General features: G+C 68.6%; 19 protein-coding genes. 7 read left to right on the top strand and 12 right to left on the bottom strand.

Features of this window, described 5'->3' with window-relative positions:
• The first annotated feature begins 105 nt into the window (after positions 1-105).
• The 3 genes from AC1RSK_RS05295 to AC1RSK_RS05285 are packed head-to-tail and all read left to right on the top strand — an operon-like array spanning position 106 to position 2,428.
• Positions 106-720 (top strand): hypothetical protein, encoded by a 615-nt coding sequence (locus tag AC1RSK_RS05295; protein ID WP_492906199.1) that lies wholly within the window; start codon positions 106-108, stop codon positions 718-720.
• Positions 721-745: 25 nt separating this feature from the next.
• A complete protein-coding gene (locus AC1RSK_RS05290; protein WP_492906197.1) occupies positions 746-1,408 on the top strand; it encodes a beta/gamma crystallin-related protein in 663 nt (220 codons plus the stop codon).
• A gap of 36 nt (positions 1,409-1,444) precedes the next feature.
• Entirely contained in the window at positions 1,445-2,428 is a 984-nt protein-coding gene (locus tag AC1RSK_RS05285) for an endonuclease/exonuclease/phosphatase family protein (protein ID WP_492906195.1), read from the top strand.
• On the opposite strand, the gene AC1RSK_RS05280 is transcribed toward AC1RSK_RS05285, so the two are convergent.
• The 3 genes from AC1RSK_RS05280 to AC1RSK_RS05270 form a co-directional block, all read right to left on the bottom strand.
• Positions 2,425-2,985: an HD domain-containing protein gene (locus tag AC1RSK_RS05280; RefSeq protein WP_492906193.1), complete on the bottom strand. Its 561-nt coding sequence runs from the start codon at positions 2,983-2,985 to the stop codon at positions 2,425-2,427. The two genes, AC1RSK_RS05285 and AC1RSK_RS05280, sit on opposite strands and share 4 nt — an antisense overlap.
• A gap of 1 nt (position 2,986) precedes the next feature.
• Complete coding sequence (locus AC1RSK_RS05275) at positions 2,987-3,454, bottom strand: peptidylprolyl isomerase (protein ID WP_492906191.1); 468 nt, start codon at positions 3,452-3,454, stop codon at positions 2,987-2,989.
• A 91-nt stretch (positions 3,455-3,545) separates the two neighbouring features.
• Positions 3,546-3,854 carry an NIPSNAP family protein gene (locus AC1RSK_RS05270; RefSeq protein ID WP_492906189.1) on the bottom strand — a complete coding sequence of 103 codons (309 nt, stop codon included), beginning with the start codon at positions 3,852-3,854 and terminating at the stop codon, positions 3,546-3,548.
• Between the two features lie 235 nt (positions 3,855-4,089).
• Here AC1RSK_RS05270 and AC1RSK_RS05265 point away from each other — a divergent pair, with 235 nt between their 5' ends.
• Positions 4,090-4,776, top strand: a complete 687-nt coding sequence (locus AC1RSK_RS05265; protein ID WP_492906187.1) for an ArsR/SmtB family transcription factor — start codon at positions 4,090-4,092, stop codon at positions 4,774-4,776.
• Between the two features lie 32 nt (positions 4,777-4,808).
• Here the strand turns inward: AC1RSK_RS05265 and AC1RSK_RS05260 are convergent, their stop codons facing one another.
• The 4 genes from AC1RSK_RS05260 to gyrA form a co-directional block, all read right to left on the bottom strand.
• A complete protein-coding gene (locus AC1RSK_RS05260) occupies positions 4,809-5,657 on the bottom strand; it encodes a peptidylprolyl isomerase (RefSeq protein ID WP_492906186.1) in 849 nt (282 codons plus the stop codon).
• Between the two features lie 23 nt (positions 5,658-5,680).
• Positions 5,681-6,538 (bottom strand): peptidylprolyl isomerase, encoded by an 858-nt coding sequence (locus AC1RSK_RS05255; protein ID WP_492906185.1) that lies wholly within the window; start codon positions 6,536-6,538, stop codon positions 5,681-5,683.
• A gap of 424 nt (positions 6,539-6,962) precedes the next feature.
• Positions 6,963-7,457 carry a pantetheine-phosphate adenylyltransferase gene (gene coaD / locus AC1RSK_RS05250; protein ID WP_492906183.1) on the bottom strand — a complete coding sequence of 165 codons (495 nt, stop codon included), beginning with the start codon at positions 7,455-7,457 and terminating at the stop codon, positions 6,963-6,965.
• Positions 7,458-7,516: 59 nt separating this feature from the next.
• A complete protein-coding gene (gene gyrA, locus AC1RSK_RS05245; protein ID WP_492906181.1) occupies positions 7,517-10,300 on the bottom strand; it encodes a DNA gyrase subunit A in 2,784 nt (927 codons plus the stop codon).
• Between the two features lie 124 nt (positions 10,301-10,424).
• On the opposite strand from gyrA, the gene AC1RSK_RS05240 reads away from it, so the two are divergent.
• Positions 10,425-10,946, top strand: a complete 522-nt coding sequence (locus tag AC1RSK_RS05240; RefSeq protein ID WP_492906180.1) for a superoxide dismutase family protein — start codon at positions 10,425-10,427, stop codon at positions 10,944-10,946.
• Positions 10,947-10,999: 53 nt separating this feature from the next.
• On the opposite strand, the gene AC1RSK_RS05235 is transcribed toward AC1RSK_RS05240, so the two are convergent.
• Entirely contained in the window at positions 11,000-11,902 is a 903-nt protein-coding gene (locus AC1RSK_RS05235; RefSeq protein ID WP_492906178.1) for a DMT family transporter, read from the bottom strand.
• Between the two features lie 47 nt (positions 11,903-11,949).
• On the opposite strand from AC1RSK_RS05235, the gene AC1RSK_RS05230 reads away from it, so the two are divergent.
• Both AC1RSK_RS05230 and AC1RSK_RS05225 read left to right on the top strand, forming a co-directional pair.
• Positions 11,950-12,225, top strand: coding sequence for a type II toxin-antitoxin system Phd/YefM family antitoxin (locus tag AC1RSK_RS05230; RefSeq protein WP_492906176.1), 276 nt, complete (start codon positions 11,950-11,952; stop codon positions 12,223-12,225).
• Between the two features lie 3 nt (positions 12,226-12,228).
• Positions 12,229-12,603 (top strand): type II toxin-antitoxin system VapC family toxin, encoded by a 375-nt coding sequence (locus AC1RSK_RS05225; RefSeq protein ID WP_492906174.1) that lies wholly within the window; start codon positions 12,229-12,231, stop codon positions 12,601-12,603.
• A gap of 4 nt (positions 12,604-12,607) precedes the next feature.
• Here AC1RSK_RS05225 and AC1RSK_RS05220 read toward each other — a convergent pair whose 3' ends face one another.
• From AC1RSK_RS05220 to AC1RSK_RS05205, 4 genes are all read right to left on the bottom strand, one after another.
• A complete protein-coding gene (locus AC1RSK_RS05220) occupies positions 12,608-12,730 on the bottom strand; it encodes a DUF4253 domain-containing protein (protein ID WP_492906172.1) in 123 nt (40 codons plus the stop codon).
• Between the two features lie 159 nt (positions 12,731-12,889).
• Entirely contained in the window at positions 12,890-13,399 is a 510-nt protein-coding gene (ssb, locus tag AC1RSK_RS05215; protein WP_492906170.1) for a single-stranded DNA-binding protein, read from the bottom strand.
• Positions 13,400-13,556: 157 nt separating this feature from the next.
• Positions 13,557-13,898, bottom strand: a complete 342-nt coding sequence (locus tag AC1RSK_RS05210) for a hypothetical protein (RefSeq protein ID WP_492906169.1) — start codon at positions 13,896-13,898, stop codon at positions 13,557-13,559.
• 106 nt (positions 13,899-14,004) lie between these two features.
• Positions 14,005-14,688, bottom strand: coding sequence for a hypothetical protein (locus AC1RSK_RS05205; RefSeq protein WP_492906167.1), 684 nt, complete (start codon positions 14,686-14,688; stop codon positions 14,005-14,007).
• Between the last annotated feature and the right edge of the window lie 40 nt (positions 14,689-14,728).

The raw sequence follows: 14,728 nt of genomic DNA, 5'->3' as shown, positions 1-14,728 counted from the left end.
GCTTTGGGCTTCCCGCGTCAAGTCTCGCCGATGGGGATCGCGGTGGACACCGCCGGGTTCGCCAGCGCATGATCCCTTATCGGGCTGGGCTTTGCGAGAGTATCGATGCGCATCATCACTCTGGCGCTGTGCGCCGCGTCGGCCGCCCTGGTCCTGAGCGGCTGCAACCGCCAGGACAGCAAGCCGGCTCCCGCGCCGGCCCCGGTCCCCGCGCCAGCCCCCGCCCCCTCACCGGCCGCCAGCACGGCCAAGCCGCCGGTCACCGGCTTTGCCCACACCGGCAATTTCGACAACGCCGGCTACTACATGCCGACCCGCGACATCCGGGTGGGGCCCTGGCAGCTGAAGACCATCGGCGTCGGGGCGATCAGCGACTTCTCGGCCTGGGAACAGGGCGACCGCACCTCGACCTTCGGGCCCATCCTGCTGGAGTTCGACGACACCACCAGCCCGCTGAAGCCCAACGAGATGGGCGGCGAGGCCCGGGAGGTCAGCGTCCGGGTGCTGCCCAGCGGCTATTCCACCGACGGCAAGACCCTGCGCTTTGCCGGGGTCGATCCCAAGCTCGGGCCGGTGACCTTCGAGGGCGCCTTCGATACCGCCGCCATGGCCGAGGCCAAGGCCCAGGGGGCCAGCGACGCGGCCGTCCTGAAGGGCACGCTGCAAGTCGGCGACACGACGATCCAGAACGCCAGCTTCACCTTCTTCGCCGGCGAATGACTTTCAACAGGGGAGCCACAGTCCAATGAAGATCACCCATGTTGCGGCGGCCGCCGCCCTGGTTCTCGGCCTCGGCGGGGCCGGCGCGTTCGCCCAGTCGGGAGGCGGCTGGAACGGCGGCGGCGGCGAGTTCGATCCGGTGCCGGACGGCAGCTACCAGCGCAGCTGCCGCGACATCACCGTGCAGTACGGCCGGCTCACTGCCCGCTGCCGCGACCGCTACCGCGGCTTCACCACCACCGAGATCGACGTGCGCAGCTGCGGCAACGGCCGGATCGAGAACGTCGACGGCCGCCTGCGCTGTAGCGGCTGGGGCGGCGGTGGCGGCGGTGGCCCTGGAGGTCCGGGCGGCGGCGGTGGCTGGCCAGGCGGTCCCGGCGGCGGTGGTGGTGGTGGTGGTGGCGGTGGCGGCGGCTGGAACGGCGGCGGCAATGGCCCGGTCGGCCTGATCGTCTTCGAGAACCCCGACTACAAGGGCTCCAGCCTGCAGATCCGCGGCTCCGTCCCGGACATGTACGGTTCGGGCCTCGACGACATGATCACCTCGGTCCGCGTCGTCTCCGGCCGTTGGGAACTGTGTTCGGCGCCGAATTTCGGCGGCGACTGCAAGGTGGTCACCGCCGATACGCCACGATTGAACATCTACAATCTCAATGACCGGGTCAGCTCGATCCGCAAACTGCGTTAATTCCGAAACAGGGGGCGCGATGCTATCGGCCAGACCATGACCGCACTGCTTCGCGCCCTCGCCTTCCTCGTTCGTCTGGCCGGCTTCGGCCTCGCCGCCGGCGCCGCCCTGGCTGTCGCCCTGGCGCAGGGCGGACGGTTCAGCGACCGGCTGGACATCCTCACCCATTTCGCGCCGATCTGGCTGATGCTGGGCATCGCCGGGCTGGTCGTCTGGGTGGTCGGCGGCGGGCGCAGCCTGCTGCGGCTGACCCCGCTCGCGGCGGCCGTGGCGGTGCTGGGCGCCGGTGCCCTGATGCTGCCGGAACTGACCCGCGCCAAGGGCGAGAAGGCCCCGGCCGAGGGCGAGACCCTCAAGCTGGTTCAGTTCAACCTATGGGAAAACAACAGTGATCCGGAGGGCTCGGCCCGCTGGGTGCTGCAGGAAGACCCGGACGTCATCACCATCGTCGAGGGCTATGAGATCACCGGCGGCGTCGCCCGCCTGCTGCGCGAACGCTACCCCTACGCCGTGACCTGCGCCGACCCGCAGCCCTGTTCGACGATGATCCTGTCGAAGAAGGCGCCGGTCTGGCGCCACGGCCTGAGCACGGCCGTCTCCCCGGCCCATCTGTCGGCGGCGCAGGCGCGGTTCGCTGGGGCCAAGGGGCCGTTCGACGTCATCGCCGTCCACTACACCTGGCCCATCCCGGCCGGGCCACAGCAGCAGCAGGGCAAGCGCCTCTTGAAGGTGCTGGAGCTCCTCGACCGCGACAACGCCATCATTGGCGGCGACTTCAACTCGACGCCCTGGTCGTTCAGCCTGCAGCGGCAGGACGCGGCCTTCGGCATGGAGCGCCGCACGCGCGGCCAGGCCACCTGGCCGGCGGCGGCGATCACCCGCTACCAGATCCGCCCGCCCTTCCCGCTGCTGGCCATCGACCATGTCTATGCCGGCAAGGCGTGGAAGACGGTCAGCGTCAAGCGCGGGCCGAGACTGGGCTCGGACCACTATCCGGTCGTCGTGGTCCTGAAGCGCTAGGCCTCGAGGCCGGCGATCTCGCGGGCGATGTTGGCGCGGGCCTTGGCTTCCAGGCGAGCGCGGAAAGCCGGCTCGGCGTAGAGCACCGGCGCCTCAAGGAAGTGGCGCATCACCCGGGCGCGGCCGGCCCGGAAGGCGGGCTCGGGCACATGGGCGTACTCATGGCGCACGCCGGCGGCGTAGGCGTCGTAGGCGGCGGGGTCGCCGCCCAGCACCGACAGGTCGATCGACACCATCAGGGCGCCCAGCCGGTCGCCGGGCTCGACGCTGTGGCCCTTGGTCAGCAGGACCAGGCGGGCGACCTCCTCGACCTCGTCCGGCGCGGCGCCGAGGGCGGGCAGGTCGCGGCGGGCCAGCTGCGCGCTGGCCTCCTCGTTGTCGGCGCGGGTCGGGTCGTAGATGGCGTCATGCCACCACAGGGCCCAGGTGAGCAGGCGGCGGTCGCGGTCGCTGAGGTCCGGGACCGCCGCCAGCTCGTTGAGACAGGCCTCGATATGGGCGCGGCTGTGATAGCGCCGGTGCGGCTCGGCGTAAGCCGCCTCGAGGGCCGGGGTCACTTTAGCCGTCGGCGCCGACGCGGGCGGTGACGATCTTGCCGGGCGTGCGCGGCGGCTCGCCCTTGGGCAGGGCGTCGACCGCGTCCATGCCGTCGATGACTTCACCCCAGACGGTGTACTGGCCGTCGAGGAAGGTGGCGTCGTCGAAGCAGATGAAGAACTGGCTGTTGGCCGAGTTGGGGTTGGAGGAGCGGGCCATCGAGCAGACGCCGCGCACGTGCGGGGCCTTGCTGAACTCGGCCTTCAGGTCGGGCTTCTCGGAGCCGCCCATGCCGGTGCCGGTCGGGTCGCCGCCCTGGGCCATGAAGCCGGGGATGACGCGGTGGAAGACGACGCCGTCGTAGAAGCCCTCGCCGGCCAGTTCCTTGATCCGTTCGACGTGGCCGGGGGCCAGGTCGGGCCGCAGGCGGATGGTCACCTTGCCGGTGTCGAGGGTCAGGACCAGGGTGTTTTCGGCGTCATCGGCCATCGGAGGCTCCTTCTGAGTTTGGGGCCTTCTAGAGCGTCAGGGCCGGCCCGGCTAGCCTTGCCGGCAACGGGTATTGGCGGGGGCGGTTCCGTCACGCCTCGACCTGGCGCAGGAAGGTGCGCTCCTCGGAGAGGATGAAGCGCTGGTCGAGCGCCGTCTGGAAGTTGGCGGCGCCGGCCGGATCGGTCTTGAGGCGGGCGCGGTAGGCCTCGTAGGACGCCAGACTGTCGAAGCGGATCAGGGCCAGGGCGATGCTGTTCGTGCCCTCGTGCGGCATGAAGTAGCCGATGAGGTCGCCGCCGCAGGCCGGAATGATCTCCAGCCAGTTTCGCGAATAGGCCTCGAAGGCGGAGGCCTGGAAGGGGTCGATGACGTAGCGGATGCAGCAGACGATGGACATTGAGCTTTCCTCTTTTCTTCCGCTCATCCCGGCGAAGGCCGGGATCCAGCCGCCTGAGCGCCAGCCTTGCTGATTGGCCGCCTTCAAGCTTCGAGGGCCCTGATCAGCGCCTTTCCGGAAACATCGAGATCACGCGGATGGGTCCCGGCCTTCGCCGGGATGAGCGGTAGTGGGGGTAGTGATCTGGCTTTCATACCCCGTTGATCCACCGCGACGTTACGATTACGGTCGAACTATGAAAGTCGGCCCCGACATCGCCCGCGTCGCCGCCCTGCTCGGCGATCCGGCCCGCGCCAACATGCTGACCGCCCTGCTGGCCGGGCCGGCGCTGACCGCCGGCGAGCTGGCGCGGCATGCCGGGGTGACGCCGCAGACGGCCAGTTCGCACCTGGCCAAGCTGCAGGAGGGCGGCCTGACCAAAACCCACAAACAGGGCCGCCACGGCTACCATGCCCTCTCCGGCCCCGACGTGGCCCAGGTGCTGGAGGGGCTGATGGGCCTGGCCAGCCGGGCCGGGCACCAGCGGATCCGCACCGGCCCCCGCGAGCCGGCCCTGCGGTCGGCGCGGGTCTGTTACGACCACCTGGCCGGCGACATGGGCGTGGCCATGCTGGAGGCGATGATCGCTGACGGCCGCATCGCCGAGGACGGCGACGACCTGGCCCTGACCTGGACCGGCGCCGGGTTCGCCGAGGACCTGGGCGTCGACCCGGCGGCGCTGAAGCCCGGCCGGCGACCGGTCTGCAAGGCCTGCCTGGACTGGAGCGTCCGGCGGCGGCACCTAGCCGGCGGGCTGGGGGCGGGACTGCTGGAGCGGTTCTATGCGCTGGGCTGGGCGCGGCGAGAGGACGACAGCCGGGTGGTGACGTTTACGGCCTCCGGGCTGGCGGGGTTTCGGGAGGCGTTTGGGATCTCCGTGTAGTTCCTTCTCCCGCTTGTCGGGAGAAGGGATCGTTAGTTCACTTCCACCGGCAGCTCGACGTCACAGACCGAGAAATCCGCCCCCTTCCGCTTGCGCATCCGCTTCACTTCGTCGGCAAACCAGCGGCCCCTGGGGTCGATGATCTTCACCTTCGGGCGTTCGGCTTCGGGGATGTCGGCCAGCACCCGGACCTTCTGCATGACGTCCTGCGGGGCCTCGACCGGCTCGCCCGCCTTGATGGCGCGGATGACGTCCAGGCCGCTGATCACCCGGCCGAAGGCGGTATAGCGCTTGTCCAGCGAGGGGTAGGCGTAGCGCATCATGAAGAACTGGCTGTTGGCGCTGTCGGGGTTCTCGTCGCGGGCCATGCCGACCACGCCCGGGCAGTAGGTGCCCCAGGCGGCGACCTTCTTGTCGCCGGTCATCGTGGTGTAGCTGATGTCCTGGCTGACCACCGGCAGGGACAGCAAAAAGCCGGTCTGCGTCCCCTGCGGCGCGTTGACGGCGACGAAGCCGCTGTCGGCGGCGCGGCGGTAGGTGAACTCGGCCTTGAGGTTGGCCAGGCCCTCGACCGAGCCCTCGCCGGTATTCAGGGGATCGCCGGTCTGGGCCATGAAGCGGTCGATGACCCGGAAGAAGGTGCGGCCGTCGTAGGTCCCCTTGCGGGCCAGCTCGGTCAGGCGGGCGACGTGGCCGGGGGCGACCTCGGGGACCAGCTCGACGACGACGCGGCCCTTGTTGGTGTCGATGACCAGCACATTCTGCGGATCCGGCGTGCGCCAGTCGGCGGCCTTGGGCTTGGACGCGGCGGCGGCAGCGGTGGCGGCCCCTGCAGCAAGAATGGCGGCAGCCACGGCGGTCAGAACGATCAGGCGGCGCATGGCCCCTCCCCCGGGTTTGTTTATCAGCCGACCTTAACCGGAATCTCGACGTCGCAAATGGTCAGCGGCGCCCCGCTGGCCGCCTTCTGGGCCTCGACCAGGGCCTTAAAGCCCGGCGAGCGGGTGTCGACGATCTGGATCTTCGGCCGGTCCTTCTCGGGCATGTCGGACAGCAGGCGGACGGTCTTCATGGTGTCGCGCGGCGGCGGCACCTGGCCCTCCTCCGCCCCTGCCTTGATCTTCAGCACCACGTCCTGGCCGCTGATCACCCGGCCCCAGGCGGTGTAGTTGCTGTTCAGGTCCGGATAGGTGGCGCGCATCAGGTAGAACTGGCTGTTGGCGCTGTCGGGGTCGCCGGCCCGGGCGGCGCCGACCGCGCCTTTGCAGAACAGGCCCCAGCCGGTGACCTTGCCGTCCTTGGAGGCGATCATCTGCAGGGCCGGCGCGGTGCGCACCGCCATGGCGCCGTAAAAGCCGACCTCGGTGACCCCCGTGCCGCCGCCGGCCGGCAGGCGTTCGTAGAGCACGAAGGGGTCTTTCGCCCCACGCCGGAACTCGAACTCGGCCTTCATGTCGGGCAGCTCCGAGCCGCCGGTGCCGTCGTTCTTGGGATCGCCGGTCTGGGCCATGAAGCCGTTGATGACGCGGAAGAACTCCAGGCCGTCGTAGAAGTGGCGGCGGGCCAGCTCACGCATCCGCTCGACGTGGCCGGGCGCCAGCTGCGGCGACATCTCAACGATGACCCGGCCCTGGCTGGTGTCGATGACCAGGATGTCGTCGGGATTGGGCGTGCGCCAGTCGGTGGGGGCGAGCGCCGGCGTCGCGGCGAGCGCGGCGGCGGGCGTCAGGGTCAGCAGGGCGGCGATCAGGGCTGATTTCATGGAACCGGCGGTAGCGGGGGGTTGAGGCAATCGCAAGGCGGAAATGACGCGCCTTATCGAAGCGGCCAACCATTGTAGCGCGGGGGCGGCGGGAGGTCCCGGGCGACAAAAAACGCGGCGTCGTTCTCAAGGGGAGGCGAAAACGCTGAAACTCCCGCAATCCGTGGGTTCTGGCGTGGGCCTGGCCTTCGCGATCGTGGCCCCGCGCGTGGGTCGGTCCGTTGGTCGGAACGCAGCGAATGTAGGTCTGCCGTGCCTGGCATCGACCTACGCTCATCTGGTCCGCGGGCATGTCGGCGGAAAATGGCCCCGAATATGTCTAGACATATTCGAAATCTGATTATTTTTCAGGAGGTTACGCCCCTCCAGTCATGAGGCAGCGCGTCGACAGGGCGAGGCGATCAGTCCCCGAGACCCGCCGCGATCAGCCCCGGCCGACCTTGGCCAGCAGTTCCTTCTCGATGCCGGGCGGCACGAAGTTCTTGATGTCGCCGCCGAGCTTGGCGATTTCCTTGACCAGGCGGCTGGCGACGGCCTGGTGGCGGGGGTCGGCCATCAGGAAGACGGTCTCGATCTCGCGGTCGAGCTGCTGGTTCATCGCCGTCATCTGGAATTCGTATTCGAAGTCGGCGACGGCGCGCAGGCCGCGAATGATGATGCCGGCCCCGACCTCGCGCGCGAAATGCATGAGCAGGCCCTCGAAGGGGCGAATCTCGATCTCGGCGAACTGTTTGAGGTGTTCGGTCTCGCGGCGGACGGTGGCGACCCGCTCCTCAAGCGTGAACATCGGCCCCTTGGAGAGGTTGATGGCGACGCCGATGACCAGCTTGTCCACCAACTTCACGGCCCGGCCCATGATGTCCAGATGACCGTTGGTCATCGGGTCGAAGGTTCCCGGATAGAGTCCGACTCTCGCCAACACCCACCCCCATCTTGCGCTAGTCCCTGGCCCTTGTTGAGCCAGGGTTTTAACGCTCTTTACTCGGCGACGGGGCCTTCGTCGCCCCCGATTTCACCATCTTCCAAATCTTCGTCGCCGCCGGCTTCCGCCAGCCGCTCGACGCCGACGACATGTTCGTCCTTGCCGGTGCGGAAGACGATGACGCCCTGGGTGTTGCGGGCGGCGATGCGGATCTGGGCGACCGGGCAGCGGATCAGCTGGCCCTGGTCGGTGACCAGCAGGATCTCGTCCGACTGCTCGACCGGGAAGGCGGCGACCAGGCGGCCGCCCTTGCGGGTCAGGTCCTGGGCCATCAGGCCCTGGCCGCCCCGGCCGGTGCGGCGGAAGTCGTAAGCGCTGGAGCGCTTGCCGATGCCTTCCGTCGACATGGTCAGGATGGTCTCCTCGGCCGCGCCGAGCTCAATGAAGCGCTCCTGCGACAGCTGGGTGTCGCCGGCGACCTCTTCCTCGTCGGCCGGCGCCTCGACCGCCTCATCGCCCTCTTCGCCGGTCTGGGCCCGCAGCAGAGCCCGCGACTGCTTGAGGTAGGCAACCCGCTCGTCGGGCGTGGCCGGGACGTTGCGCAGGATGGCCATGGAGATGACCACGTCGTCGCCGAGCAGGCGGATGCCGCGCACGCCCATGGAATCGCGGCTGGAGAAGACGCGGACGTCGTCGGCCTCGAAGCGGATGGCGCGGCCATTGGCGGTGGTCAGCAGCACGTCGCTGTCGCTGGTGCAGAGGCCGACACCGACGATGGCGTCGGCGCCGCCGAGCGACTCGGGGTCCAGCTTCATGGCGATCTTGCCGTTGCGGTTGATCTGCACGAAGTCGCTGAGCTTGTTGCGGCGGACGGTGCCGCTGCGGGTGGCAAACATCACGTCCAGCCGATCCCAGGTCGCCTCGTCCTCGGGCAGGGTGAGGATGGAGGTGATGGTTTCGCCCTGCTCGATGGGCAGCAGGTTGACGAAGGCCTTGCCGCGCGACGTCGGCGTGCCGAGCGGCAGCCTCCAGACCTTGAGCTTGTAGACCTTGCCGCCCGAGCTGAAGAACAGCATCGGGGCGTGGGTCGAGGCGGAGAAGACGCGGGTGACGGCGTCTTCGTCCTTGGTCGCCATGCCGCTGCGGCCCTTGCCGCCATGCTTCTGCGAGCGATAGGTCGAGAGCGGGGTGCGCTTCACATAGCCGCCGTGGGTGACGGTGATGACCATCTCCTCCCGGGGGATGAGGTCCTCGTCCTCGATCTCGCCGTCGCCCTCGATGATGGTGGTGCGGCGGGGAACGGCGAACTTCTCGCGGATCTCGACCAGCTCCTCGCGGACGACGCGCATGATGTTGCGGCGGTCCGACAGCAGTTCGAGCAGCTCGGCGATGGTCTTGGAGAGGTTGGTCGCCTCGTTGAAGATTTCGTCGCGGCCAAGACCCGTCAGGCGCGACAGGGTCAAGGCGAGGATGCCGCGCGCCTGTTCGTCGGTCAGGCGGATGGTGTCGCCCTCGACCTTGGTGCGCGGGTCCTGGATCAGATCGACCAGGGGCATCATGTCGCCGGTCGGCCAGAGCTTGGCGACCAGGCGTTCGCGGGCCTCGGCCGGATCGACCGAGCTGCGGATGATGGCGATGACCTCGTCGATGTTGGCCACGGCGATGGCCAGGCCGACCAGGGTGTGGCCGCGGTCGCGGGCCTTGCCGAGCTCGAACTTGGCGCGGCGGACGACGACTTCCTCACGGAACTCGACGAAGCAGACCAAGAGCTCGCGCAGGCCCATCTGTTGCGGCCGGCCGCGGTTGAGGGCCAGCATGTTGACGCCGAAGCTGGTCTGCACCGAGGTGAAGCGGTGCAGCTGGTTCAGCACCACGTCGGGGGTGGCGTCGCGCTTCAGCTCGATGACGACGCGCAGGCCCTGGCGGTCGCTCTCGTCGCGCATCTCGCCGATGCCTTCGATGCGCTTGTCGCGGACCATCTCGGCGATGCGTTCGATCAGGGCGGCCTTGTTCACCTGGTAGGGCAGCGAGGTGAAGATGATCGCCTCGCGGTCCTTACGGATGGTCTCGATGGTCGACTGGCCGCGCATGATGACGCTGCCGCGGCCGGTCATCAGCGCCTGGCGGGCGCCGGAGCGGCCGACGATCTCGCCGCCGGTCGGAAAGTCTGGGCCGGGGACGATCTCGAGCAGGGTCTCCATCGACACGTCCGGGTCGTCGATCATCGCCAGGCAGGCGTCGACGATTTCACCCAGGTTGTGCGGCGGGATGTTGGTGGCCATGCCGACGGCGATGCCGCCCGAGCCGTTGACCAGCAGATTGGGGATGCGCGAGGGCAGGACGACGGGCTCTTTTTCCTTGCCGTCGTAGTTGTCCTTGAAGTCGACCGTGTCCTTGTCGAGGTCGGCGAGGATGGCCTCGGCCGCCCGCGTCATGCGGCACTCGGTGTAGCGCATCTGGGCTGGCGGATCGTTGTCGACCGAGCCGAAGTTGCCCTGGCCGTCGATCAGCATCAGCCCCATGGAGAAGGGCTGGGCCAGGCGCACCAGGGCGTCATAGATCGATTGGTCGCCATGCGGGTGGTACTTGCCCATGACGTCGCCGACCACGCGGGCGCACTTCACATAGGGCTTGTCGTGGGTGTGGCCCTGCTCGCTCATGCTGAACAGCACGCGGCGGTGCACCGGTTTGAGGCCATCGCGCGCGTCCGGCAGGGCGCGGCTGACGATCACGCTCATGGCGTAATCGAGGTAGGATTTTCTCAGTTCGTCCTCGATGGCGATGGGGCTGACTGCGCCCCGCCGGCTGTCATCGGGCGGCGTGTGGTTTTCGTCGGTCAAGGAGAGGGGTAATCCGTTGGAAACGGCCGGAGGAATCGGCTCGGAACGTGTGACAGTTAGTTAGCATTTGATGACTGGCGGCGCCACCCGCGCGGGCCGGTTTCACCTCATCGGAGTCCTGAAAATGCGTGGTTTTCTGATCGTTTGCGCCGGATTGGCGATGGCCGGGGCGGCTGTGGCGCAACCGGCGTCGGTGGCGGTGGCGTTGAAGGGGCCCAAGGGCGAGGATCTGGGCAAGGCGACCCTGACCGAGGCGCCCAAGGGGGTGGTGCTGAGGATCGAGGCCAAGGGCCTGGCGCCGGGCTGGCACGGGCTGCATTTCCACGAGAAGGGCGATTGTTCGAGCGCCGATTTCAAGTCGGCCGGCGGCCATGTGCACGGCGGAACGACGATGGTGCACGGGCTGCTGAACGTCGACGCCAACGAGGCGGGGGACCTGCCGAACCTGTACGTCGGGGCCGACGGGACGGGGGCGGCCGAGGTGTTCAGCCCGTGGACGTCGCTGACCCGCTCTGGCCAGCGGATGGCCCTGCGGGACGCCGACGGGTCGGCGGTGGTGATCCACGCCAAGCCGGACGACCACACGAGCCAGCCGATCGGCGGGGCTGGGGATCGGGTGGCGTGCGGGGTGATCGCGGGCCTGTAAGAGCAAACGGGGACACATTGAATTCTTCGAATTCAATGTGTCCCCTCTTCCGCTCAGGTGGCGCTTGACGCCTGCTGCGCCGCCCGCCGTTCCGACAGCGCCACCAGGGCCACCCCCACCATCGTCGCCAGGCCGCCGCCGATCAGCTGCGGCGTCACGGTGTCGCCCATGAAGCCGACGCCGATGGTGCAGCTGACCAGGGGGGTCAGCAGGAACCAGGGGGTCACCCGCCCGGCCTCGCGGCGCTGGACCAGCCAGAACAGCAGGGCCGTGGCCCCGACCGTCGAGGCGACGGCGGCGTAGACGACCAGCGACCAGACGAAGGGCGTGGCGGCGGCGGCCTTCTCCACCACGTTCGGCTCGAAGGCGAAGGAGGCGGCCAGCAACACCGGGGCGGCGGCCAGGGAGGTCAGGCCCTGCATCTTCAGCGGCCGCACGCCGGGCGCCTTGCGCATCAGCACCGTGGCGACGGCCCAGAGGGCGCTGGCCAGAACGCCGATGGCCAGGCCCGGCAGGTCGGCGGCGCCGTGCGGGTCGAGGCTCATCCAGACCACGCCGGCGAAGGCGATCAGCATGCCGGCGATGGCGGCGCGGGCCATGGTCTCCTTGAGGATCACCCAGGCGAACAGGGCCGTCATCGGAATCCAAAGCTGCAGCGCCACGACGATGGGGCTGAGGTTATCGACCATGGCGAAGGCGATGTAGATGAGCCCGAAGTGCAGCGGCCCGGCCAGCAGCACCAGCGGCAGAAGCTGGCGCCACGGCGGCCACGGCGGCTTGAGGAAGGGGATCAGCAGGATCAGGGCGATCAGGAACCGCATGCCGCCCATGAACAGCGGCGGCAGCGCCTCGGTGGCGATCTTGGCGGCGGCGTTGTTGAGCCCCCAGACCAGGATGATGCCGAAAATCGCCGCCCATTCGGCGCCGGTAAAGGGGGTGCGGGGGGAACTGGTCACGAGGCCTCTGCCTTGACATGTACATGTGGCGGGGTCAACATGTACATATGCCGAAGATCACCCTGACCGAGCTGCGCAAGGACCTGTTCCGGCTGGCCGACAAGGCGCTGGAGACGGGCGAACCGGTGGTCATCGAGCGTAACGGCCGGACCATGGTTTTGATGGAGGCGGGCAAACCGTTCGAACATGCGCCGGCGCAGAGCCATGCCGAGCGGGTCCGGGCGTTCCTGGCTTCGCCGTCGCCGTTTCCACCAATGGATCTGTCGTTGGAGGAGATGGAGGGCGGTGGCGGGTACGACTGGTCCCCGGACGACAACGTCTGACCCGTGTTTCATCTCGACACCAACGTCGTCGTCTGGCTTTCGGGGCGGGAGACTCATCGGCTCTCCCGCGCATGCCTCGCGGCCATCGAGGCCGGTCCCGTTCGCATTTCTCCCATGGTCATGCTCGAACTGCAGTACCTCCGCGACATCGATCGGTTGCCGGCCGAACCGGACGACATTCTTCTGCACCTGGAGGGGCGGATCGGATTGGCGCACAGCGAGACGCCCTTCTCGGCCGTGGTCGCTCACGCCAGGCGGATCGATTGGACACGTGATCCGTTCGACCGTCTGATCGCGGGGGCTGCGCTGGCGGAAGGCGTGCCCCTGATCAGTGCTGACAGGCTCATTCGGCGGCATCTGCCGGGCGCCATCTGGTAGGCGCTCAGTCCCACCAGAAGGTCCACCAGTCGCTGGCCATCAGGGCGGCGGCGAACCGGGACAGGGTCTCGTGGCCCTGGTCGACGGAGTCGGCGCAATAGACGTGGAGATCGCCGCGCAGTCCCATTTGCCTCCCTCCCCTTCATGGGGAGGGACAGGCGGCGAAGCCGCCAGGGTGGGGAATACGACAACCCCTCAGCAGGTGGGGGTGGGTCCGACAACCCCACCCGTCACGCTACGCGTGACACCCTCCCCATAAAGGGGAGGGAGTGCGCGGCTCCGCGGCCTAGAACGGGATCTCGTCGTCCAGGTCGGCGCTGAAGTCTTCGCGCGGGCCGGACGGCTGGTTGCGTTGGCCGCCGCCGAAGCCGCCGCCGCTGCTGGAGCCGCCGCCGGAGTAGCCGCTGTCGCCGTAGTCGCGGTCGCCGCTGGCGCCGCCGCCGTCGCGGCCGCCGAGCATGGTCAGTTCACCGCGGAACTTCTGCAGCACGATCTCGGTCGAGTACTTCTCGGCGCCCTGGGCGTCGGTCCATTTGCGGGTCTGCAGCGAGCCCTCGACGTAAACGCTGGAGCCCTTCTTGAGGTACTGCTCGGCCACCTTGACGATGTTGTCGTTGAAGATGACGACGCGGTGCCACTCGGTCTTTTCCTTCTTCTCGCCGCTCTGGCGGTCGCGCCAGGACTCCGAGGTGGCGATGGTCAGGTTACAGACCCGGTCGCCGGAATTGAGGGTGCGGATTTCCGGGTCCTTGCCCAGATTGCCGATCAGAATGACCTTGTTGACGCTGCCCGCCATGGGGGTTTCTCCATTCGCCCGGCGACCATACGCGCCGGAATCTGGGCGGGACCCTAGACCGCGTTAACGATTGGGGCAAGAACAAAGTTCTCTCTTTGTTCTGATTTGGCCGGGGTTGTCCACAGCAGACTTCCGCCCGCCGTTCTCCGACCTTGGATTAATCGCTGGGCATGGCCCCCGGCTGGGCCAGGCGGCCGTCGCCGGTGCGTTCGAGCAGCAGGAACTGGCCGCCGTTCCACTTGGCGCGGCGGAAGATGCCGCGCGGATTGACGATCAGGAAGCTGCCCTGGTAGGCGCCGATCAGCTCGCGGTTGGTCCCGCCCAGGCGCAGGAAGCGGACCCGCATGCCTTCCAGTTCGGCCGCGCAGTACTCGATCTGCGGCACGTTGGTCTTGACCACGTTGTACTTGAACGTCTTGCCGTCCTTGGTCACCGCGTGGAAGCAGACGCCCTTGTCGTAGGGGGCCTCCGGCTCCTTGTCGCAGGCGGCGAGGCCCAAGGCGGCGGTCAGAAGAGCGGCGCCAATAACAAGGAAGCGGGGGAGAGCGGGCTTTGACATATTTAAATTCTTATCCCGCCATCGGGTCCGGTCAAGTCCGCGCCGGTCAACCCGCCGGCTCGATGTTGCAGCTGCGGTCCTGGCGGGCCAGGGTGCGGAAGCGGCGGTTGTCGTCGCTGATCTCCACCTTGCCGGGCACCAGGCGCAGGGTCTGCTGGCCCCAGCGGCCGTAGGTGGCGCGGCCGGGACGCTCGCACTGGCCGGCGTAGAGGCGTTGGACGCAGGCGTTCAGGCTCATGCTTTCCAGCTTGGTCCAGGTCGCGTCGGCATAACGCCAGCAGGCGCCGCCGTCGGCGACCGGGGTCGGGGCGGGCGTCGGGGCCGGGCCGCTGGTCGGCGGCGGGGCCTGGGCGACGACGGGCGGGCCGAGGTCGCTGGGCGGCAGGGGGGCGACGATGGCGCCGGTCTGGCCGGAGGCGGCCAGGGCGCCGGTCTCGTCGACGCCGACGTCGAGGGCGCCGGTGGCCACGCCGTTGCGCTTGGCGCATTCGGCAAGCGTGATCTCGCCGACGAACTGGCCCTCGACGAAGCAGCGGATGGGCCGGGCGGCGTCGAGCTTGGTGTCGTCGTCGCGGCCGTTCTCGACCACCAGGCCGCCTTGCGAGGCGGGCGGCGGTTCGTCGGGGGCCTTGGAGCCCTTGGCGATGCCGAAGGCGATCAGCGCGCCCAGCACGATGGCGAGCACGGCCCCGATGGCGATGACGACGCGGCGATCCTTGAGAAATTCCATGGTCGAAGCGCTATCGCGTCATTGCGACGGTTTCAAGCGC

It is taken from the genome of Caulobacter sp. GW821-FHT11A05 (genome assembly GCF_058809015.1).
Note: the sequence above shows the minus strand (reverse complement) of the source record. Positions and strands in the feature narration are given on the sequence as shown.